The sequence below is a fragment of the Campylobacter sp. CFSAN093246 genome, from assembly GCF_012889415.1.
Lineage (GTDB): Bacteria > Campylobacterota > Campylobacteria > Campylobacterales > Campylobacteraceae > Campylobacter_D > Campylobacter_D jejuni.
The window spans coordinates 585021-606171 of the sequence record NZ_CP040613.1 but is presented as its reverse complement, the minus strand read 5'-3'; the positions used below and the strand labels follow the sequence as shown (position 1 = coordinate 606171).

Annotated in this window: 18 protein-coding genes; 6 read left to right on the top strand and 12 right to left on the bottom strand. The window is 30.5% G+C overall.

All coding sequences use genetic code 11. From position 1 onward, the window contains the following. Positions 1-2 precede the first annotated feature (2 nt). The 6 genes from FBE87_RS03195 to FBE87_RS03170 all read right to left on the bottom strand — a co-directional run bounded on the left by FBE87_RS03195 (position 3) and on the right by FBE87_RS03170 (position 6450). Positions 3-833 carry a septal ring lytic transglycosylase RlpA family protein gene (locus tag FBE87_RS03195; protein ID WP_032581036.1) on the bottom strand — a complete coding sequence of 277 codons (831 nt, stop codon included), beginning with the start codon at positions 831-833 and terminating at the stop codon, positions 3-5. Beyond that, on the bottom strand, positions 793-1911 hold the full coding sequence (locus tag FBE87_RS03190; RefSeq protein ID WP_002852087.1) for a lytic transglycosylase domain-containing protein: 1119 nt from the start codon (positions 1909-1911) through the stop codon (positions 793-795). The genes FBE87_RS03195 and FBE87_RS03190 overlap by 41 nt, the downstream gene beginning before the upstream one ends. Beyond that, positions 1911-2726 (bottom strand): TatD family hydrolase, encoded by an 816-nt coding sequence (locus FBE87_RS03185; RefSeq protein WP_002872377.1) that lies wholly within the window; start codon positions 2724-2726, stop codon positions 1911-1913. The genes FBE87_RS03190 and FBE87_RS03185 overlap by 1 nt, the downstream gene beginning before the upstream one ends. After that, on the bottom strand, positions 2717-3961 hold the full coding sequence (gene cbrR, locus FBE87_RS03180; protein ID WP_002852330.1) for a bile resistance response regulator CbrR: 1245 nt from the start codon (positions 3959-3961) through the stop codon (positions 2717-2719). The genes FBE87_RS03185 and cbrR overlap by 10 nt, the downstream gene beginning before the upstream one ends. A 105-nt stretch (positions 3962-4066) precedes the next feature. Continuing rightward, complete coding sequence (locus tag FBE87_RS03175) at positions 4067-5590, bottom strand: AAA family ATPase (protein WP_002859988.1); 1524 nt, start codon at positions 5588-5590, stop codon at positions 4067-4069. Continuing rightward, a complete protein-coding gene (locus FBE87_RS03170; protein ID WP_002868426.1) occupies positions 5590-6450 on the bottom strand; it encodes an NAD(+) kinase in 861 nt (286 codons plus the stop codon). Before FBE87_RS03170 ends, FBE87_RS03175 begins: the two co-directional genes overlap by 1 nt. A gap of 91 nt (positions 6451-6541) precedes the next feature. On the opposite strand from FBE87_RS03170, the gene aspS reads away from it, so the two are divergent. Genes aspS through msrA form a run of 4 tightly spaced genes read left to right on the top strand, consistent with a single transcriptional unit; the run spans position 6542 to position 9934 of the window. Continuing rightward, positions 6542-8293, top strand: coding sequence for an aspartate--tRNA ligase (gene aspS, locus FBE87_RS03165; protein ID WP_168977221.1), 1752 nt, complete (start codon positions 6542-6544; stop codon positions 8291-8293). Further along, complete coding sequence (locus FBE87_RS03160) at positions 8290-8868, top strand: adenylate kinase (RefSeq protein WP_002868428.1); 579 nt, start codon at positions 8290-8292, stop codon at positions 8866-8868. Before aspS ends, FBE87_RS03160 begins: the two co-directional genes overlap by 4 nt. Positions 8869-8877: 9 nt before the next feature. Beyond that, on the top strand, positions 8878-9396 hold the full coding sequence (gene ppa / locus FBE87_RS03155; RefSeq protein ID WP_002852138.1) for an inorganic diphosphatase: 519 nt from the start codon (positions 8878-8880) through the stop codon (positions 9394-9396). Between the two features lie 40 nt (positions 9397-9436). Next, the gene (gene msrA, locus FBE87_RS03150) at positions 9437-9934 is read left to right on the top strand and encodes a peptide-methionine (S)-S-oxide reductase MsrA (protein WP_002874288.1); all 498 of its coding nucleotides are present in this window, start codon (positions 9437-9439) and stop codon (positions 9932-9934) included. A gap of 175 nt (positions 9935-10109) precedes the next feature. Here msrA and FBE87_RS03145 read toward each other — a convergent pair whose 3' ends face one another. The 5 genes from FBE87_RS03145 to ilvC are packed head-to-tail and all read right to left on the bottom strand — an operon-like array spanning position 10110 to position 14229. Continuing rightward, positions 10110-10949 (bottom strand): RsmB/NOP family class I SAM-dependent RNA methyltransferase, encoded by an 840-nt coding sequence (locus FBE87_RS03145; protein ID WP_079744478.1) that lies wholly within the window; start codon positions 10947-10949, stop codon positions 10110-10112. Between the two features lie 28 nt (positions 10950-10977). Further along, entirely contained in the window at positions 10978-11361 is a 384-nt protein-coding gene (ruvX, locus tag FBE87_RS03140; RefSeq protein ID WP_002852281.1) for a Holliday junction resolvase RuvX, read from the bottom strand. Next, positions 11358-12131 carry a DNA-processing protein DprA gene (locus FBE87_RS03135; protein WP_002868431.1) on the bottom strand — a complete coding sequence of 258 codons (774 nt, stop codon included), beginning with the start codon at positions 12129-12131 and terminating at the stop codon, positions 11358-11360. The genes ruvX and FBE87_RS03135 overlap by 4 nt, the downstream gene beginning before the upstream one ends. Then, positions 12121-13203, bottom strand: coding sequence for a divergent polysaccharide deacetylase family protein (locus FBE87_RS03130; RefSeq protein WP_002859983.1), 1083 nt, complete (start codon positions 13201-13203; stop codon positions 12121-12123). Before FBE87_RS03130 ends, FBE87_RS03135 begins: the two co-directional genes overlap by 11 nt. A 3-nt stretch (positions 13204-13206) precedes the next feature. Next, positions 13207-14229 carry a ketol-acid reductoisomerase gene (gene ilvC / locus FBE87_RS03125; RefSeq protein WP_100626005.1) on the bottom strand — a complete coding sequence of 341 codons (1023 nt, stop codon included), beginning with the start codon at positions 14227-14229 and terminating at the stop codon, positions 13207-13209. Between the two features lie 118 nt (positions 14230-14347). Between ilvC and FBE87_RS03120 the strand changes: the two genes are divergently transcribed. Both FBE87_RS03120 and holA read left to right on the top strand, forming a co-directional pair. Then, a complete protein-coding gene (locus FBE87_RS03120) occupies positions 14348-16282 on the top strand; it encodes a ribonuclease R family protein (RefSeq protein ID WP_168977220.1) in 1935 nt (644 codons plus the stop codon). Beyond that, on the top strand, positions 16275-17240 hold the full coding sequence (gene holA, locus FBE87_RS03115; RefSeq protein ID WP_168977219.1) for a DNA polymerase III subunit delta: 966 nt from the start codon (positions 16275-16277) through the stop codon (positions 17238-17240). Before FBE87_RS03120 ends, holA begins: the two co-directional genes overlap by 8 nt. Positions 17241-17473: 233 nt before the next feature. Here holA and FBE87_RS03110 read toward each other — a convergent pair whose 3' ends face one another. Beyond that, positions 17474-20845: an autotransporter outer membrane beta-barrel domain-containing protein gene (locus FBE87_RS03110; protein ID WP_168977218.1), complete on the bottom strand. Its 3372-nt coding sequence runs from the start codon at positions 20843-20845 to the stop codon at positions 17474-17476. Between the last annotated feature and the right edge of the window lie 306 nt (positions 20846-21151).

The following is a 21151-nucleotide window of genomic DNA, read 5'->3' as shown; positions in this document are numbered from 1 at the left end:
TTCTACTCTCTTACAACAAATGCACCTGCAAATGCACCACTTGCAGCAAAATCCCTTGCTTCATCTTCACTTCTAAAGCCTGTTAAGAAAACGCGATTTAACCCATCCACTGAACTTGTGCGTATAGTAGAGCTATAAGTTCTATAAGTTTTATATCTTGCTGCTATCGTTTGTGCTCCAGCTGGGTTTTTAAAGGCTCCAATTTGAACCATGAAATTTCCACCTTCATAAATTTGTCCATTATTTGCAATCTCTCCACTATTTCCATAGTTTACATTAGAATGTACAATATTATTACCCGAATTACTTGATCCAAATCCTATAACCTCAAGCCTTACTGGAGCTGTTCCTGAAGCAATCATATCAATTTGACTAGCAGCTCCTTTTGATAAATCTATAATACGATTATTTACAAAAGGACCCCTATCATTCACACGAACGGTAACTTGACGATTGTTATTTAGATTGGTTACTTTTAAGATGGTATTCATAGGTAAAGTTTTATGAGCCGCGGTTAAAGCATTTTGATTATAGGTTTCGCCATTAGAGGTTTTCTTGCCGTGAAAGCCTGGTCCATACCAACTCGCAATACCATCAGCAGTTTCGCCTACTGCTACAACAGTAGGATAATAAGTTTTACCGTTGATAGTATAAGGCTTCATCGTTCCTTTAGTCCCTGATGAAGAACTAGGACTGCTTTTAAAATCATTTGAAGGATAATACACTTGAGCATTATCCAAGCTAGAAAAAAAACTAGTGCCTAAACAACCACTAAAAAATAAAGCCCCTAGACTAACGGCTGACAACTTTAGTGTAATTGTTTTTATTTGCATTTTTATTCTCCTTGATTGGTATAATTAATTTTTGATTAATACTAAGATGATTTTTTGCTATTTTATTGAATTCTCGAATTTCATCAACACTTATATTATAATTTTTTGCTATTTTATATAAAGAGTCACCAGACTTAACGGTATAAGTTCTTGTCATAGGTATAGTTGTATCAACCTTCGCAAGTTTTTCTGCTTTAAAATTTTTATCAAAAAATGCTACTTTATTAAGTGGTATATACATATAATACCCTTTACCAGGAGGCGTAAAATTATGTTTAAATTGTGGATTATATTTCTTAAAAGTTGCAAGATCCATATTTAAATTTTTAGCTATTTCTTTTAAAGATGCAGAAGAAGGCACATCAACTTTTGCAAATTCATTGCTTAAAGCATAATTCATTAAAGACGCATCTTTATCTAGTAAAAAATCCCTATCATTAGCTAAAAAAGCAAGCGTTAAAATCTTTCTTATAAAATTTCTAGTTTCTAAAGAAAGATATTTCTTATCAGGGTTCAATAAAACACTTAAATCATCACTTCCTGCTTGCTTGATAGCTTGTCTTAGCTTGCCATTTCCGCAATTATAAGCTAAAAGTGCCAAATACCATTTGCCAAATTCTTCTTTTAACTCTTTTAAATAATTTGTAGCGGCATAAGTTGACTTGACTGGATCACGCCTTTCATCAACATAAGCATCGATTCTTAAACCCAAATTTCTAGCTGTTGGTTGCATAAATTGCCAAACCCCTACAGCCTTGGCATTAGAAACGCTATGAGTTTTCAAGCCTGATTCAACCATAGCTAGATACAAAATCTCATCAGGAACTTCCTGCTGGGCTAAAATTTTTCTTATCATAGGAGTAACTTTTGAAAAATTTTGCATGCTATCTATTAAAGTTTGAGCATGTTTTGATTTTATATCTTGTTGAGTTTGCACAAAAATCAAATCACTGATAAAACTTGGATTAATATCTAAATTTCTTAAAACATTCATTTGTCTTTCATAAAATTCAGGAGTATTAATTTGTGCAAAAAGAAAATTAAAACATATTAAAAAACACAATAAAATTTTTTTCATTAATAACCTTTAAAAAATAATTTTTCAGAATTGTTAAAACAAATTTCTAGAAGTTCTTTTCTTGATAAATTCAATACTTCACACATTTTGTTTGCTACCAATTGAGTTAACAAAGGTTCATTTCTTTTACCGCGATAAGGCTCTGGAGTAAGATATGGAGCATCAGTTTCAAGTAGTAGTCTATCTTTTGGAATTTTAGGTAAAATTTCAACTAATTTCTTAGCATTTTTAAAAGTTAAAACTCCCCCAATACCAAAATAAAATCCATCTTCAAAAAGAGTTAGTAAATGTTCGCTTGCATTAAAGCAGTGTAAAACTCCTCCTACAAGATCCTTAGAATACCCATGTAAAATCTCATAAGTATCATGATTTGCTTCTCTTGAGTGAATGATAACAGGTTTTTTAAATTCAATAGCAAGTTCAAGCTGTGCGATAAAAATCTTTTTTTGATTTTCTTTTTCTTTTTGAATTTCTTCAGCAAGATCACTTTTAAAACGGAAATAATCAAGCCCACATTCACCTACAGCTACACACTTTTCATCGCATAAATACTGCCTTAAAATTTTCTCATCATAATTATCAATTTCATAAGGATGCACCCCTGCTGCAAAAAAAATATTTTTATATTTATGAGCAATTGTAGCTGCATAGGGCAAATCTTTTATATCAGCACCAGGTATGATGATTTTCTCTATACCATTTTTAAAAGCACGATTTAAAGTTTCATCTAAATCATCTTTAAATGCTTCACTGTCTAGATGGCAATGTGTATCAACAATCCTTAAACCATCTTGAAAATCAAGATTTAAGAACATACTTCAACTCTATCCTTGCCATTATCTTTTGCTTGAGACAATATTTTACTTGCTTTATCAACCAAAGAATCAATCTTATCTCCACTTTTTCCAAAAACCACGCCTATAGAAGCTGTAAAAAAGACTTCATCTAAATTAACCAAAACACCAGCCTTTTTTATATTTACTCGTATACGAGAAAAGATTTTAATCGCTCTTTCTTGAGATATATTTTTAAGTAAAATACAAATTTTTTCTGCACTATATCTACCTACAAGATCTCTTCCTTTAGTTTCATTAACTATTTCATTGGCGCAGATTTTAATTACTTCATCACCAACTTCACGGCCGTATTCATCGTTAATCATTTGAAGATTATCTATATCTAAGAAAGCAAAAGCAAATTCCTCGTCTTTTGTTGCTATTTCGTTAAAATAATCATCTATTCCATCGATTAAAGCATTATAATTTTTAACCCCAGATACAGGATCTAAAACATTATAAGTGCTTAAAAATTTTTTATCATCCATGTAAGATAAACAACGATCTAAGCGACAATTAAAACTTTCTTTGCTTAAAGGCTTAAACAAATACTCATTAACTCCATTTTTAAAAGAATTCGCTTCAAATGAATCATTATGATCCCCCAAAAGAATCACACCTAATTCATCATCACTAAAACGTTCTCTTACTTGAGTCAAAAGCTCAAAACCGCTAATTACTGGCATATTGACATCTGCTATAATAAGCTTAACATCATTATTATCATTTAAATAACTCATTGCTTCTTCACCATGAGCTGCAGCTAAAACATTAAATTGTCTTTGAGTAAGTATTTTTTTAATTTCATTACGTTCAGGTAGCTTGCTCATAGCTAAAATCACTTTAGTTTTTGCATATTGATTAAGTTTTACAATAGAACTAATAATCTCATCAATGCAAGTTTCACTTTCTTTAAAAATATAATCTAATATATCTTTATCCATAAATTTTTCTTTAGTAGCCTTATCACCACTAGCCGTAAGAACAATAGCAGGAATTTTCTTTTCTATAACATAATCCACAACTTCACCATTTGGGGCATCTGGCAAGCATAAATCCACAAAAGCTAAAAAATAATCATTATTCATTAACTCCTTAGCTTCAGCAAAACCAAAAGCAATATCTACCTCATAATCTAAAGTCATTTGAATTTTTTTAGCCAAAAGTTTGCCGAGCATTTTATTGTCATCAATAATTAAAATTTTCTTATTCATAGTGTGTAAAATACCTTTATATCTAAAATTTTTTATTATATTTGTTTCAAAAGAAAGGAAATTTTTATAGTTATATATTTTAACATAGCAAAATAAAAAATCCGCTTAATTCTTAAATAAGGTCTTAGCAAATTCGATCGCTTCATCACTAACAAGCTCTCCACTTACCATCCTAGCAAGTTCTTTAATTCTTTCTTCTTGATCAAGCTTTTTTACCTTACTTTCTTCACCATTTTTTTCAACTAAAAAATGATTATGTGCCTTAGAGGAAAGTTGAGGCAAATGAGAAATAGCAAAAATTTGATAAAACTTAGAAAGTTCCTCTAAAACCTTAGCTATACTCATAGCCTCTTTTCCGCTTAAATTTGCATCAATTTCATCTAAAAATAATATCCCTTTGCCTGTATTTAAAATATTACATTCTGTGGCTATAAAAGCAAGTCTTAAGCGATTTAATTCACCCGAACTTAAATTTTTTAAATGAGCTAAATTAATATCTAGCATTATCTCATCTTTGCCTAAAATTGAAATTTTTTCATTTTCTTTAAGCGTCAAACTTGCATCTTTCATATAAAGATCTTTAAGATAATTATTTAAACATTTTTCTAATTTTTTAAGGTTTTTCTTTCTTGTTTGAGTTAAAATTTGTGCTTTTTCTTCTAATTTTTGTTTTAATTCTTGAAATTTTTTTTCAAGTTCTTTTTTTTCAAAACTTAAATTTTCATAATGCTCTAGCTCATATTTTTTTTGTTTTAAAACTTCTAAAGCATTTTCTATGCTTTCATAACGCTTGATAAGATAGGATAAATTTTCAATGCGATCTAAAAGCGCCTCCACATCAAAATCCAAATCTTCCATTTTTTGATTTTCGCAAATCACACGCAATTCATTCAAACATTCACTAAAAAAACTCGCATCAACTTCGCTTAAATTTAAAGCTTCAATAACAACTTTTTCAAGCTCAAAAATACGCTCTGCCTTACTCCAAGCTTCTTCTAATTTATCTTTTTTAGAAAGCTTTTTTTTAAGTATTAAAAGCTCTTCATACTCACCTATTTTAGGATTAATGCTTGAAATTTTTTCAATTTGTGCTCTAGCTAGTTCTTTTAATTCTTCTACTTTTTTTTCTTCTTCTAAAATTGCATTAAGCTCATTAGAAATTTGACTATAAGCATTAAAATCTTTTTTAAAATCTTCTAAAAAGGAAACAAAATTTGTATTTTCTTGCATCTCCAAGGCATCTAAGAGATTTAAAAATTTTTCATTTCCAAATTCGTTATTTTCCTTTGCGCTTAAATACTTAATAAAAGTTTTACTTAAATTTTGCAAACTTTTTTTCGCTATGCTTTGATTGTTAATAAAATATTTTGTGTTTTTTTCTTTTAAAAGCTTAAAAACATTCTCCTCTTCACTTTCTATACCAAAACTTTCTAAATCCAACTTATCATCTAGTTCTATTTCGACAATTTTAGCCTCACTTTCACTCAAAGAAAATGCGGATAAAATTCCTTTAAACAAAACTGATTTTCCAGCTCCACTTAGCCCCGTAAAAACGGTAAGTCCTTTAGAAATTTCAAGCTCAGCCTTTTTAAAACCAAGATTTTCTTTCATAAAAATTCTATTTATCATCAATTTCCCCAGTGTAATTTTTCTTTTAAAATTTGAAAATAATCCCTATTTTTTGGGTGAATTAAAGCCACATTTTTATCACTTAAACCCACTTTTATACTTTTAAAATCATTCATTTTATAATTTTCTTGCCCATCAATGCAAAGTATACAATCCTTTGCCATAATCTCTATTTCAAAACCTTTTGGTAAGACAATAGGGCGTTGTGTTAAAGAATGAGAACAAACAGGAGTTAAGATAAAAGCTTGAGCTAAAGTATAAACTATGGGCCCATTTGCACTTAAATTATAAGCTGTTGAACCCGCAGGAGTTGCAACAATAAGCCCATCTCCAAAATATTCATTAAATTTCTTTTCTTTTCTAAAAACTTCTATATGAGCCATAGAAGCTTGATTGTTTTTACTGATGACCACATCGTTAAAAGCTAATTTTTCTAAAATTTTTCCTTGCTTATCTTCTAAAAAAACACTTAACAAATAAGGCTTTTCTATTCTAAATTCTCCTTGAAAAAAAGCTTGAAAAAAATTTTCAGCTTCATCAACTTTAAAATCTGTTAAAAAACCTAAATGTCCAGCATGAATTCCTAAAACTGCTTTATCATATTCACAAGCTTTACGACATAAAGAAATCAAAGTTCCATCTCCACCTAAAGAAATAACAAAATCAGATATTTTAAACAAATCATCCAATCCATACTTTGGCAAATCTAAAATTTCAGAACTTTCTTTAAACAATACAAGTTCAACTTTATATATAGATAAAATCGATTGAAGTTTTAAAATTTCCTTATCTAAACTCACATTGGGTCGTGTAACAAGTCCAATTTTTTTAATATTTTTATGATCTATTTTATTTTGCATAAAAAATTATATCAAATCTTAGCAAAGCAAAAGAATAAAAATACTATAATTTTGCTCATTATCTTAAAAAATCTTTTTTCAAGGAATAAATTTGCGAAGTCATTATAATACAAACTTGGGAATTTCCCATGTTGGTCAAAGCGTTAAACTTTGCGGTTGGGTAAATAGCTACCGCGATCATGGTGGAGTTATTTTTATAGATTTAAGAGATAGAAGTGGTATTATCCAACTTGTTTGTGATCCAAATGATAGCAAAGAAGCTCATGAAATCGCTTCCAATGCAAGAAATGAATTTGTACTTATTGCAGAAGGCACTATTCGTCCGCGTGGCGAAGGACTTATAAATCCTAAATTAAAAACAGGAGAAATCGAAGTAGTTGTTTCTAAACTTACCATAGAAAATGAAAGTGCCGTACCTCCTTTTGCTATCGCTGATGAAAGTGTAAATGAAGAATTACGCTTAAAATATCGCTTTTTAGATTTAAGAAATCCTAAACTTTATGAAAATTTTGCCTTGCGTTCTAAAGCTTGTATAGCAGCTAGAAATTCTTTGGCAAATATGGGATTTTTAGAAGTTGAAACCCCTATTCTTACCAAAGCTACTCCCGAAGGCGCAAGAGATTATCTCGTGCCTTCTCGTGTGCATCAGGGTGAATTTTATGCTCTTCCACAAAGCCCTCAGCTTTTCAAACAACTTTTAATGTGTAGCGGTTTTGATCGTTATTTTCAAATCGCAAAATGTTTTAGAGATGAAGATTTAAGAGCTGATCGCCAACCCGAATTCACACAAATTGATATTGAAATGAGTTTTTGCGAACAAAAAGATGTAATCAATGTAGCTGAAACTTTTTTAAAAGATATTTTCAAAGCTTGCGGCAAAGAAATTCAAACCCCTTTTAGACAAATGCAATACAAAGACGCTATGGAAAATTATGGCTCTGATAAGCCGGATTTAAGATTTGATCTTAAATTTATTGATGTGATTGATATTTTCGCTAAGTCAAATAATGAAATTTTTGCAAATATTGCCAAAGATACAAAGAAAAATCGCATCAAAGCCATACGCGTTCCAAAAGGCGATACTATTTTTTCAAAAAGACAAATGCAAAGATTTGAAGAATTTGTGCGTAAATTTGGCGCCCAAGGCTTAGCTTTCATACAAGTTAAAGAAGATGGGCTTAAAGGTCCACTTTGCAAATTCTTTAGCGAAGAAGATTTAAATGAGCTAAGCAAACGCTGTGAGCTTGAAGTAGGAGATGTGGTATTTTTCGGTGCAGGAGCTAAAAAAACCGTGCTTGATTATATGGGAAGATTTAGAATTTTCTTAGCCAACGAATTAAAACTTATAGATCCAAATACCTTGGAATTCTTATGGGTTGTTGATTTTCCTATGTTTGAGCAAAATGATGACGGAAGTTATTCTGCGATGCACCATCCTTTTACCATGTCAAAAAATATTGATGAGACTGATTTAGAAGAAATTTCATCTATTGCTTATGATGTAGTGTTAAATGGCGTTGAGCTAGGTGGAGGTAGTATAAGAATCCATAAAAATGATATTCAACAAAAAGTATTTAAACTTTTAAATATCGATGAAGAACAACAAAAAGAAAAATTTGGCTTCTTGCTTGATGCTTTAAGTTTTGGTGCTCCACCACATGGAGGTATCGCTATAGGACTTGATAGACTCATCATGCTAGTTACAGGAGCAAACAACATAAGAGAGGTTATAGCCTTTCCAAAAACCCAAAGAGCGCAATGCTTAATGACAGATGCACCATCGCCTGCTAGCAATGAAGCAATGAGAGAATTAGGAATCAAATTAAGGGAGAATATAAAATGAAAGAATTGTTTTTAATCATAGGTGCACCAGGTAGTGGAAAAACTACCGATGCTAGTTTAATCGCACAAGCAGATGCGACAAATATTACACACTATTCAACAGGAGATCTTTTAAGAGCTGAAGTAGCAAGTGGGAGCGAGCTTGGAAAAACTATAGATAGTTTTATCTCCAAAGGCAATCTTGTTCCTTTAGATGTTGTTATAAATACTATAGTTTGTGCTCTAAAAGCTGCTCCAACTAAAACTATCATCATCGATGGCTATCCAAGAAGCGTAGAGCAAATGATGGAATTTGACAAGGTTTTAAGTGAGCAAAATGAAATTTGTCTTAAAGGTGTCATAGAAGTAAGAGTAAGCGAAGAAGTTGCCAAAGAAAGAGTTTTAGGCAGAAATCGTGGTGCAGATGATAATGAAGAAGTGTTTTATAATAGAATGAAAGTTTATACAGAACCTTTAAATGAAATTTTAGATTTTTATCAAAAGAAAAAACTTCATTTTATTATCGATGGGGAGCGCACTATCGAACCTATCGTTGCAGACATGAAAGAACTGATTAAAAAAATTCAAAGTATATAAGGAGAAAAAATGAATTTAAGCAAAATCAAAATCGGAGATATTCCAAATAAAATCAATGCCGTAATCGAAATTCCATACGGCTCAAATATCAAATACGAAATCGATAAAGATAGTGGTGCTATCATGGTAGATCGCGTTATGGCTAGTGCGATGTTTTACCCAGCAAACTATGGTTTTATTGCCAATACTTTGGCTGATGATGGTGATCCTGTAGATATTTTAGTGCTTAATGAATATCCTATCCAAGCTGGAGCCGTGATTCCTTGCCGCTTAATCGGTGTTTTAATCATGGAAGATGAAAGCGGAATGGATGAAAAACTTCTTGCGGTTCCAAATTCAAAAATAGATGCAAGATATGACAATATAAAAACTTACACAGATTTACCACAAGCAACTTTAAATAAAATCAAAAATTTCTTTGAAACTTATAAAATTTTAGAACCAAATAAATGGGTTAAAGTGCAAGATTTCAAAGATGAAAAAGCTGCAATTGAAATTTTAGAAAAAGCAATCAAAAACTACAAATAATCCTAGCCCTTCAAAGGGCTAAACTCAAGGAAAACTCGCAATGAAAAATATCGTTTTAGGTGGTGGTTGTTTTTGGTGTGTTGAAGCCGTATTTGAACGCCTAAAAGGTGTAATCAATACTGAAGTTGGATATAGCGGAGGAAATCCAAATCCTAGCTATGAAAGCGTGTGTAATGGTGATGGCAACATAGAAGTTGTCAAAATAAATTACGATGAAAAACAAATCTCTCTTCTTGAAATCTTAACACTCTTTTTTAAAATTCATGATCCAACAAGTATAGATAAACAAGGTGGAGATATTGGTATACAATATCGCTCAATAATCTTTTACGAAAATGAAGAAGATAAAATTTTAGCTCAAAATTTCATCGAAGAACAGCAAAAAATATTTAGCAAAAAAATAGTTACTAAAATTTCAAGATTGCAAACTTATTACAAAGCTGAAAACTATCATCAACATTATTTTATAAATAATCCCAATCAAGGATATTGTCAAGCTATAATAGCTCCAAAACTGCAAAAAATACAATCAGACTAATTTCATCTTTTTAAGGTTAAAAAAATTTCAACTTTATTCACAGCCTTTTCACGCTGTGATTTTCTTTTCAAAGTACTTAAAAATAGAACTTTAAGCTTTAAAATAAAGAAAAAATTATTTATTGTTTTTTAAGTTTTTTTATGAATTTGTATTTAAATGTGAATAATTTTATCAATTAACATAATTTCCTAAGCTTAGCTATAAAAAATCCATCATAGTCTAAGCTTGGTAAAATCCGTCTGCATTTTGAAATTTCAGCAAATTCTTCACTTTGCCCTGCTTTAGCCTCAACATTTTCCAAATCAATATCTAAAAGCTCTAATTTAAACTCACTTTTTAAAGCATTCTCTATCACTTCTTCATTTTCTTCCTTGGTAAAGGTGCAAGTACTATATACAAGCTCTCCGCCTATTTTTAATGCCTTTAAAGCAGAATGTAGAAGTTTTTTTTGAGTTTTTGCAATATTTTTGATTTCTTTATAACTTTTTTCCAAATCAAAACCTATTTTAGCAAAAGTTGAACAAGGTGCATCAAGTAAGATTTTATCAAATTTTAAAGGGCATAAATTGCCTATATTTTTACCATCTTTCATAAAAACTTTAGCATTCACGCCGTAATTTTTAAGATTTTTTTGCAAAATAAAAAATCTATCCCTACTCATCTCATTGCAAGCTAAATAACCTGTATTTTGCATAAAATTTGCAAGATTGATACTTTTACCACCCGGAGCTGCACACATATCAAGAACCCTTTGCCCTGCTTTGACTTCTAAATTTAAAGCACACAAATAAGAAGAATAATTTTGTATATAAAAGTGCGCCTCATTAAAAGCTTTCATAGAACTTAAGATAGCCTTATCTTTGGCATCAAACAAATAACAATAAGCATTGATCTTTTTAAATTTTAATTTTTGTTTTAAAAATTCTTTTTCTAATTCTTCAATGCTAGTTTTTAAAGTATTTGCAAATACACAAACATTTTTTTCTTGAGCAAAAGAAGATAAAATATTTTGCATTTCATCTTTGGTATAAAGTTTTTCTATTCTAGAGAGCAAAATAATCCTTTATCATGATAAAAGCGGATAAAGAGTCTAATTTACCATCTTTTTTGCGTGTATTGGCTACGCCGTATCCTAAAGCTTCTTTGCTTGTTCCGCTTTCATCTACAAAGCAAATTTCTTTATCAAATTCAAGCAAAGAAACAAAATGCTTAATGCGTCTTGTCATTTCTTCTTCACTTGATCCACCCTTAGGAATGCCTACAATAAGTAAAGAAATTTCATGTATTTTAAGTAAATTTTTGATTTCATTAGCGGCTTGATTGCGATTTTTTCTTAAAACTGCATCTAAAGGCAAAGCGATCTTTTTATCTATGCAAAGCGCTACACCTATGCGTTTTAAACCTACATCTAAAGCCAAAGCTCTCATGCTAAAACCCTTATAAAAAGCCCTTCTATGGAAATTTTTCCCTCAAGTTCATATTCATAAACTTTTTGTCCATAAATTTTTAAAGCCTCATCAACACTCACACCTTTTTTACAAAACTCTAAAAATTCATCTTGATTTATATCTATACTTGCAAACTCACTTACAAATTCTTTAAAATCACAAATTAACTTTGCTTTATTTTCCTTTAAAAGAAAATTAGTTCCTGTGCTTTCTTCTAGTCTTTGTGGTAAAACATATAAAGGTTTATTGAGTTCTAAAGCAAGTTTTGCACTCTGCATAGAACCACTTTTTATATCTGCTTGTGCAACCACAACGGCCTTACTTAAAGCAATAACCAAACGATTTCTTAGTAAAAAGTCATAATTTTTTGGCAAATAATCATCTTCGTATTCACTTAAAGCTAAAGCATTTTCATAAATTTGTTTAATGATTTTTTCATTAGTTCTTGGATAAATTTGATCTAAACCATTAGCAAAAATACCTATAGTATTTGGCATAGCTGCCATACTTGCGGTGATATCCACACCCAAAGCACCGCCACTTACCACGCAAAGATGAGCATTTTTAAGCATACTCGCTAAGGAAAAAACACAATTTTTCGTATAAACACTCATACGCCTTGAACCTATAATAGCGATTTTATCTTGTTTTAATAAAGATAAATTTCCTTTATAGTGTAATTTTTTAGGAGGCTTTTTTAAATCTTTAAAAAGTTCTAAAAATTCATCAGGCAAAATTTCACTTGCCATAAATTTCACTCAAATACACAAGATCAACGCTTTTTAACAAATCTTTACTTTGCTCTAAAGCTTTAAAAGTATTTTTTCTAGGATGTCCTATGGCTATAACAAAACCTTTTTTTTGTGTAAGTTTTACCGCACTTTCAAGTTGTTTTTTAACATAATTAACATCATCTTCATTATCCAAAAACACATCTCTTTGTATATAAGGAACATTTAACTCTTTGGCTATTTTATTTGCTTTAGAATTTCCTATAGTTTTAGAATCTACAAAAAATATATTTTGATTTTTTAAAACCTCATAAAGCTTTCTCATAGCTTCTTCATTGCTTGTAAATAAACTTCCCGTGTGATTATTGATGTATCTTAAATCCTTAAAATCTTTTTTAATTTGCTTGATTTTTTTAAAAATTCTTTCTTTGCTATCATTTGGATTTAAAGTATCAAGCTCGGGTTTATTGTAATTAATTGCTGCTAAAGGTAAATGCACCATATAAAAATCAAATTTTAAAGCAAGTTTTGGCGTTTCGCTATGGTTTTTATCTGGCGGAAAAAAAGAAGGATTTAACTTTAAATTTAAAGCTTTTAAACCTCTAACCTGACTTGCATTTGCCATATCATCGATAATAATAGCAAGTTTTGGTTTTTTAGAAATTTTATTTAAATGAATATCTTCATTAAAAGTTAAATTTTGATCTTGGGTTAAATTTGTATCTTTTAGAATAAAATTTTGTTCTAAACTCTGATTTTGTTCTAAACTTAAATTCTGCTCCACACTGCTTAAATTTTGCTCATTTAAACTTGTATTTAAATCATCAATTTCTTGAATTTTTTGCTCTAAAATACTTACAGATTTATTATTATCAAACTCATTCTCTTGAAAAATACCAATTTCATAATGATCTTTATTTAATGAAATTAAATCTTCTTGCTTATCAATAAAATAATCCGGCTTAACAGAAGAAACATCTTGGGAATTTTGATATTTTACTAAAATTCCCAAAGCTAAAGCTATGCAAAGTAAAAAAAGTATAGCTATGATTAAATAACGCTGAATTTGAACTAATTTTTTCTTTGACAATGTTTAGTTCTTATCTTTATCTACTAATTTTTTAGCACTGATCCAAGGCATCATAGCACGCAAATTGCGTCCTGTTTTTTCTATCAAAGAATCATTCATATTTTTGCGTTCTGCATGCATTCTAGCAAAACCTGCACGGCGTTCTAAGATAAAATCTTTTGCAAAAACACCATTTTGTATATCTTTTAAAACACCTTTCATCGCTTTTTTAGTCTCTTCAGTGATAATCTTTGGCCCTGTGATGTAATCGCCGTATTCTGCAGTATTTGAAATAGAATAACGCATATCTGCAATACCACCTTGATAAATCAAATCCACAATGAGTTTCATTTCATGCAAACACTCAAAATAAGCCATTTCAGGTTCATAACCTGCTTCAACCAAAGTTTCAAAACCTGCTTGAATCAAAGCACTAAGCCCACCACAAAGCACGGCTTGTTCACCAAAAAGATCTGTTTCTGTTTCAGCTTTAAAGGTTGTTTCTATAATACCTGTGCGTCCACCCCCAATCGCACTTGCATAACTTAAGGCTAAATTTTTAGCATTTTTACTTTCATCTTGATGAATAGCTATCAAGCAAGGAGTTCCACCTCCTAAAGTAAATTCATTTCTTACTGTATGTCCTGGTGCTTTAGGTGCTATCATGATAACATCTACACCTTTTGGAGCAACAATTTGACCATAGTGGATATTAAAACCGTGTGCAAAAGCTATAGCCTTGCCTTCACTTAAATTGGGTTTTATTTCGACATTAAAAATATCTGCTTGAATTTCATCAGGAGCTAAAATCATAATCACATCTGCCATCTTAGAAGCCTCGCTTACACTCATTACTTCAAAACCAGCATTTTTTGCTTTAACAGCACTTACACTACTTTCGCGAAGTCCGATAATTACATTTACGCCATTATCTCTTAAATTCATCGCATGAGCGTGTCCTTGAGAGCCAAAACCTATAATTGCTACTTTTTTTGATTTGATTAAATTTAAATCACAATCTTTATCATAATATACTGTAATAGCCATATTCACTCCTTAAAAATTCAAAAATTAAAGGTATTATTATAGCAATTAAAGTATAAATTTCATATTTTTTTTATAAACTTTATGTAAGAATTTTACAAAAAATCATAAAGTATTAAAAGTGAAAGAATTTTTAAACAGTCTTAGTTATGGCATTAGCTCTCACGAAGTAAGCAATGAATTTAAACAAATTTTAAGAGAGCTTTTAGCCAATCATATCATTAAAGAACACAAAAACAAATACTATCTTAACAATGGTTTTGCCTTTGGGGTGCTTGATATTTCGAGCAAAGGTACAGGTTTTTTACAATGCTTTGATGAAAGTTTTAAAAAAGATCTTTTGATAGAAAACAAAAACCTAAAAGGTGCAAACTATAAAGATATAGTTGCAGTAAAACTTCTACCTTTAAAGAAAAAACGCCCCAGTGCAAAGGTGATTTTGGTTTTAAAAAAAGCCAATGAAACTTCTTTAGTGATCACCAAAAGGTATGGCCAAGCCGTGCTTGGAATGAATATCAAAACAGGATTAAGCACCACCTTAAAAGCTTCTCAAAAATCCTTAAAAGCACTACCTTTAGGGACAATTTTAAAAATAGAAAATGAAAATAACAATATCATAGAAGTTTTAGGGCATATTGATGATGAAAGTATAGATGAAAAAATCTCTTTAGCCCTTTTCAATAAAAACAACGAATTTAGCGACGCTTGTATCAAAGAAGCCCTAGCAAACGGCGATAGTGTTGATGCGAGTATGTATGAAAATCGCATGGATTTAAGAGCCTTGCCTTTTTGCACTATAGATCCTATACATGCAAAAGATTTTGATGATGCGATTTATTTTGACACTCAAAAACGAGAAATTTATGTAGCTATTGCTGATGTTAGCGAATATGTTTATGCTTATAGTGCTATAGATAAAGAAGCAAGAAATCGTGGATTTTCTATTTATTTTCCGCACATTGCTATACCTATGTTACCGCATCCTTTAAGTGAAAATATCTGTTCTTTAAAACCTCATTTAGATCGCTTAGCATATTGTTTTAAAATCACACTCGATCATGAAAATAAAGTCATCAAAGAAGAACTTTTTGAAGGTATTATCAACTCAAAACGCCGTTTTAATTACGATGAAGTTGATGAAATTTTGGTACAAAAACCTGATTTAAAAGAACTTTCATGGCTTTATGAGCTTTTTGAAATCACAAAAAATTTACGCAAAATGCGTCTTAAAAATGCCTTTGAATTTCGCACCGAAGAATTAAGAATGAATTTAGATGAAAATTTAAGTCTAAAAAGCACAGTTTTTGAAAAAGACACGCCTTCGCATAATTTGATCGAAGATTGTATGCTTTTAGCCAATAAAGCCGCAGCAAAACTCATAGATATAGGCGTTTTTAGAAATCACTTAAGTGCTGATACAAGAAAAATCGATAAGCTTTTAAATGAATTACGCGAACTCGGAATCGATGTAAATTTTAAACCCAATCTTCCTGAGCTCATACGCGACATACAAGCTTTAGCTGATGAATTAAATTTAAGAGCAGAAGTAGATAAACTCATCATCAAAGCACAAAAAAAAGCGGAATATTCTAGCGTCAATGCGGGGCATTTTGGCTTAGGTTTTGATAAATACTCACATTTTACAAGCCCTATAAGAAGGTATTCTGATCTTATTTTACACAGACTTTTAAAAGCCAAACAAAAAAACGATGAAAAACTTTTTAATTATCTACTTTTAAACATAGAAAGCACTTGCGAGAATCTTAGCACACTTGAAAGAGAGGCGGATAAGGTTGCTTTTGATTTTATGGATAGAAAATTTGCTAGATGGGCAGCTAAAAATATAGGCAAAAAATTTAAAGCTTTAGTTGTGCAAAATGACGGAGTTTGCATAGCTAAACTAGATGATGAAATCAAAGGAGCGGATATAATCCTTTATGATACGCATGCGAATTTACTAGAAAATGTTGAAGTGCAAATCATGGAAGCGGATATAGTTATGGCAAAAATTTATGCTAAAATCACCCAAAGACTTATAAAGGAAGAAAATGTATAGAAAAGAGCTCCAAACCCTGCTTTCTAAAGATTCAATACCTAATTTTTTCTTTCTTTATGGAGCAGATAATTTTCAAAGCGAACTTTATGCTGAATTTATAAAAGAAAAATATAAGCCCGATGAAACTTTAAAACTTTTTTTTGAAGAATACAACTTCACTCATGCAAGTGATTTTTTAAGCACAGGATCGCTTTTTAGCGAAAAAAAATTACTAGAAATTAAAACTTCTAAAAAAATTCCAATAAAAGATCTTAAAATTTTAGTCGAACTTTGTAAAAACAATGCGGACAATTTCTTTCTTTTAGAGCTTTATGATGAAAGTTCTAAACAAAGCGACATAGAAAAAATTTTCTCTCCTCATTTTGTAAGATTTTTTAAAGCTAACGGAGCTAAAGAAGGCGTGGAGCTTTTAAGCATAAAAGCAAAACAACTAAGGGTTGAAATCACTCAAAATGCTTTATTTACTCTTTTTACAAGTTTTGATGAAAACTTGTATCTTGCTGCGAGTGAGCTTAATAAATTTAGTGGTTTAAGAGTAGATGAAAAAACCATAGAACAATACTGCTATAGTTTGAATACAGGAAGTTTTGAAAGCTTTTTTGAGAAAATTTTAAAAAAACAAGACTTTAAAAGCGAACTTGAAAAAATTTTAGATAATTTTAATGAAATTGCTTTAATCAACTCTTTGTATAATTCTTTTTATCGTTTGTTTAAAATCGCACTTTATGCTAAAGTCAATGGTAAAATTGACTTTAAAGATCTTTTAGGCTATACTCCACCTCCTCAAGTGGGACAAAATTTAAGCTCTCAAGCCTTTAATTTAAAAATCGAACAATATAAAGAAATTTTCACTCTTTTGCTTAAATGCGAATACGAGCTTAAAACCAATTCTAAGCTCGTAAAAAAAGAATTTTTGATTTCAAATTTGCTTAAACTTGCAAGGATTTTAAAAAGTTAATTTTTACTCTTCAATCCTCTTCACTTCTTTTTAATCGTATTAAAATAATTTAAAATGATTGTATTGTTATAATCTTTGTTGAGTTTTTAAAATACTTTAAAAGAATGATTGCAATCTAAAAAGAGTTTAATAACCTTAAAAACATCCATCCTAATAATTTTAAAATTATCAGGATGAAATTTTTAACAAGTAGGAGAGTAAACTAATTAAACTAAGTATTATCTTTTATAAGATTACCAAAGATAATTAAACTGAGCAAATCCTGTATGGGTATTGCCATCTTTATCAAACATTCCATTATAGTTTAAACTAAAATAGAAAGCTTCATTAACAGGAACGATAAAAGAAGTGCTTACAAATTTTTGTACTCTTGGTAAATCAAACTCATCACTTACTTTTATATTACCAAATCTAGCCTCAGCTTCTACTTTAGGATTGATATTAAACTTAGCTCCAAGTTCTACTGAAGTTTTTAAATTAGGCAACCAATCTCTAAACCAAGTAAGACTTGTTTTAGTAGAGAAAAGATTTAAATAGTTTGCATAGGTTCTTTCTCCACCTTTAACTGTTGCTTGTCCTATGGTGTCTTTCATAGAAAAAGCTTCAGTATAACCTCCTTCATAAGCAAGACCTATTTCAGGAGAGAATATATCTTTATTAGAAATAAAATTCATACCTAAGGCTGTATTGACTCCATAAGCATAAGAATTAGGTTCAGCTTTAGCTTCATTATTTCCTATTTTTTCAGTTAAATCATTTTTAATCAAAGCAGCTTTACCTTGAGCTTTGATATAAACTTCTTGACCTTTTTCTGTAGTAAATAAGGTATTAAAGTATTTTAAACCTGCATAATAGGTTCTATTATTAATATCAAAATAAGTTGAACCCATTTTTGTATCTTCATAACCTGCATACACACCATATATTCCACTGTCTTTTAAAGTAGAATAACCTATAATGGTTCCTTTAGTGTGTCCTTTACTTTCTTCATTTAAAGAAAGTTCAACATTCTGTGAAGAAGTATAAGGAAGGATGAATAAAGAATGTTCTTTATTAGAACCATAGCTTCCATTATTTAAATCACTCTTTATATAATCACTTGCATCTGCATATAAATTACCCTTTTCAGACATAGCGATGCTTTGAGATTTACTTGAAGAAGCTAAAGCAAAGCTTTGCATAGAATTACCCATAACATTATCTATAAAGGTTGATCTTCTTGAAGTAGTAGAGATTAAAGATCTAAAGGTTGCACCTGATATGGAAGCATTAAGATTAAAATCTGTAGTAAGCTTTCCTGTTATTGGATCAAAGCTTAAAGATATTTCTCCACTTCCATTGGTTCCTATATTGCCAATATTGCCTTGATTAACACCTGAGATGATGTTATTTATATCGTTTAGCTCTTCAAGATCAACATTGCTTTGATCTACGGTGATGTTTTCTACTTTTACATTATCTTTACCACTTCCACCTATAACCACAGTGTTTAATTTACCTGTGTTTTTATCTGTAGAAACAAGCCAATCTTTGATTCCAACACTACCACTACCATTGTTAGTTACTGTATTACCATTTTTATCTTTACCTACTGAGCCTTGATTGGAGATTTCAACTTGTGCTGATCCTGAAACAGTGATGCCGTTATTTATGGTTGAGCCTTGTGAATTGGAAATACTAGTGCTTCCACTTCCTGAAGAACTAATACCGCCACTAATAGTTCCACCATTACTATTGCTAATCACCATATCAGCACTACCTGTACTTTCAATCTTACCACCGATATTACCTGAATTAGAAATTTCAAGCTTATTATCACTATTGTTAGTAATAGAACCACTTATACCTGTAGATGATGTAGAAGTGTTAGTGATAGAATCAAGTTTACTATCTTTATCTACAGTAATTGAACCAGAAATAGCTCCATTACCTTGATTAACAAGACCACCTTCTACCTTAGCTCCACCTTCTATCTTAATATCACTACCTATAGAAGCATTATCTCTATTGATTATATTTCCTTGAAGTTTAGTGTTTTTCCCACTAACAGTAATACCACCTGTTATACTTCCTGAGCGAGAGTTAGATATGGCTTGATTCGAAGTAGCCGTAACAGTTGCTCCATCTTTTATGGTTATAGAGCCTGTTATTTTTCCACTTCGATTCAATATACCAGCACCTCTTCCACCTTCTACCCTAGAACCTTCGCCAGATAAAATCATTTCTCCACTTAAAGAGGCCGAGTCTGTCAATCTTATACCATCGATCTTACCTTGTATAATGCCACCGTTTTTAAGTTCTATTTTTTGAGTTCGTGAGTTATTCTCTAATAAAATTCCATGTTCTTCACTATAAATTCCACTTACTGTGCCATTATTTGAACGTCCATCTATATATAAATCTCCTAGAGTTTGCGATTGACCCACTCCTATTGCCGAGTATTTTCCATAAACTTGACCTCCATCTTTTATGGTAAGTGTTCCAAATTTACCACCAGTTACAGATATTCCAAAAGCATTAGAACGGATAGATCCTGTGTTGATGATATTTTCTATGGTACTGTTATTTTGGAGTTTTATACCAGCAGCCCAAGTTGCCGAATTGTTTTGATTAATGGTACCGCTATTTGTAAGAGTTTTAACAAGACCTCCTATCATGTAAATACCAATACTTTCACCCTTCATAGTGCCTTCATTGATCAATTGGTCTATAGTTCCACCTGATGATCTTATAGGTGCACTAAATCCTTGTATGGTTCCCGTATTTTTTAATGTTTTTACATTAGCATTTATCTGTATTCCATTGCTCCAATTGCCCTTTACAGTTGTAGTAATTAAACCGCTATTGACGAAGGTATCTATTGTTGAACGAACATTTACACCCATGCTCTTGCCTTCAATAGTTCCGCTATTGTTAAAATTCCCTATACTACTTGTTCCTTGAGATATATTTACTCCTGCGCCTTGGTTACTCTTAATAGTCCCACTATTAGCAAAACTTGATATTTTGGCGTTATCAAAATAAATACTTTCACCAGTACTAGAGTGAATAGTTCCACTATTACTAAAATTATTGATAGTAGATTTAGAGCTATTTGTACCCCAAACTGTTACTCCAAATTTAGAAGAACCATTGCCTATGATACCTTGATTATCAAAGGTTTCTATGGTAACACCGTTATTTCTATTTGCTCCTAGCCGAACACTAGCAGCATTGTTTCCACCTATAAGAGTTCCTTGATTTAAAAAGGTAGAAGTTGAAGAACCTTGAGTGAAATTGACCGCTTGTTGGCTACCATTAGAAATAGTAATAGTTCCACCACTTTCTATAACTAGAGTATTGCCGGTGCCACTTACAGTTTGAGTTGAATTTTGTAAACTACTTATAGTCTTATTATTATTCAGATTTTTAGAACCAATACCTGACCTAGCTTTAGTATGTCTATTTGTTGCCTCTTCGTAAGTTTCTATTTCAGGAGTAAGTGTAGCATGAGTACAACTTGCCGAAAAAGAAATAGCAGCTAAAGATAAAACTATCTTTTTAGAATTTAAACAGGAATTTTGTATATCTTTTGTGTATGTTTTAGTTAATGCAGTTTTATTCATAAATATTCCCTTTCCTTTTATATTTATATTTTCTTGTTTATATTTAAAAATAATATAAAACTGTAATATGAAAATAGTGAAGACTATATAATAATTATACTTAAATTATTATTAAAATTTTGGTTTAAATTTTTAGTTTAAATTAAAATATCTTAATAAGAATAAATTTGTATGAAATATTATCAATATTTTTATAATATTTTTAAATTTTATTTAAAATAAATTTAAAAATATATTTTTTTAGTTTTTGCATTTTTAGATAAAATTTCAAAATTTATGATTTTTTAGCTTGGTTGTTAAATATTA

Coding starts and splice junctions, on each gene's coding strand:
- FBE87_RS03145 (WP_079744478.1), bottom strand. CDS start 10,949: ATGCAAAATATTTTATCTTCTTTTGCTCAAGAAAAAAATGTTTGTGTA.
- holA (WP_168977219.1), top strand. CDS start 16,275: ATGTATAGAAAAGAGCTCCAAACCCTGCTTTCTAAAGATTCAATACCT.
- FBE87_RS03190 (WP_002852087.1), bottom strand. CDS start 1,911: ATGAAAAAAATTTTATTGTGTTTTTTAATATGTTTTAATTTTCTTTTT.
- cbrR (WP_002852330.1), bottom strand. CDS start 3,961: ATGAATAAGAAAATTTTAATTATTGATGACAATAAAATGCTCGGCAAA.
- ppa (WP_002852138.1), top strand. CDS start 8,878: ATGAATTTAAGCAAAATCAAAATCGGAGATATTCCAAATAAAATCAAT.
- FBE87_RS03185 (WP_002872377.1), bottom strand. CDS start 2,726: ATGTTCTTAAATCTTGATTTTCAAGATGGTTTAAGGATTGTTGATACA.
- FBE87_RS03195 (WP_032581036.1), bottom strand. CDS start 833: ATGCAAATAAAAACAATTACACTAAAGTTGTCAGCCGTTAGTCTAGGG.
- FBE87_RS03170 (WP_002868426.1), bottom strand. CDS start 6,450: ATGCAAAATAAAATAGATCATAAAAATATTAAAAAAATTGGACTTGTT.
- ilvC (WP_100626005.1), bottom strand. CDS start 14,229: ATGGCTATTACAGTATATTATGATAAAGATTGTGATTTAAATTTAATC.
- FBE87_RS03160 (WP_002868428.1), top strand. CDS start 8,290: ATGAAAGAATTGTTTTTAATCATAGGTGCACCAGGTAGTGGAAAAACT.
- FBE87_RS03175 (WP_002859988.1), bottom strand. CDS start 5,590: ATGATAAATAGAATTTTTATGAAAGAAAATCTTGGTTTTAAAAAGGCT.
- FBE87_RS03135 (WP_002868431.1), bottom strand. CDS start 12,131: ATGGCAAGTGAAATTTTGCCTGATGAATTTTTAGAACTTTTTAAAGAT.
- FBE87_RS03110 (WP_168977218.1), bottom strand. CDS start 20,845: ATGAATAAAACTGCATTAACTAAAACATACACAAAAGATATACAAAAT.
- msrA (WP_002874288.1), top strand. CDS start 9,437: ATGAAAAATATCGTTTTAGGTGGTGGTTGTTTTTGGTGTGTTGAAGCC.
- ruvX (WP_002852281.1), bottom strand. CDS start 11,361: ATGAGAGCTTTGGCTTTAGATGTAGGTTTAAAACGCATAGGTGTAGCG.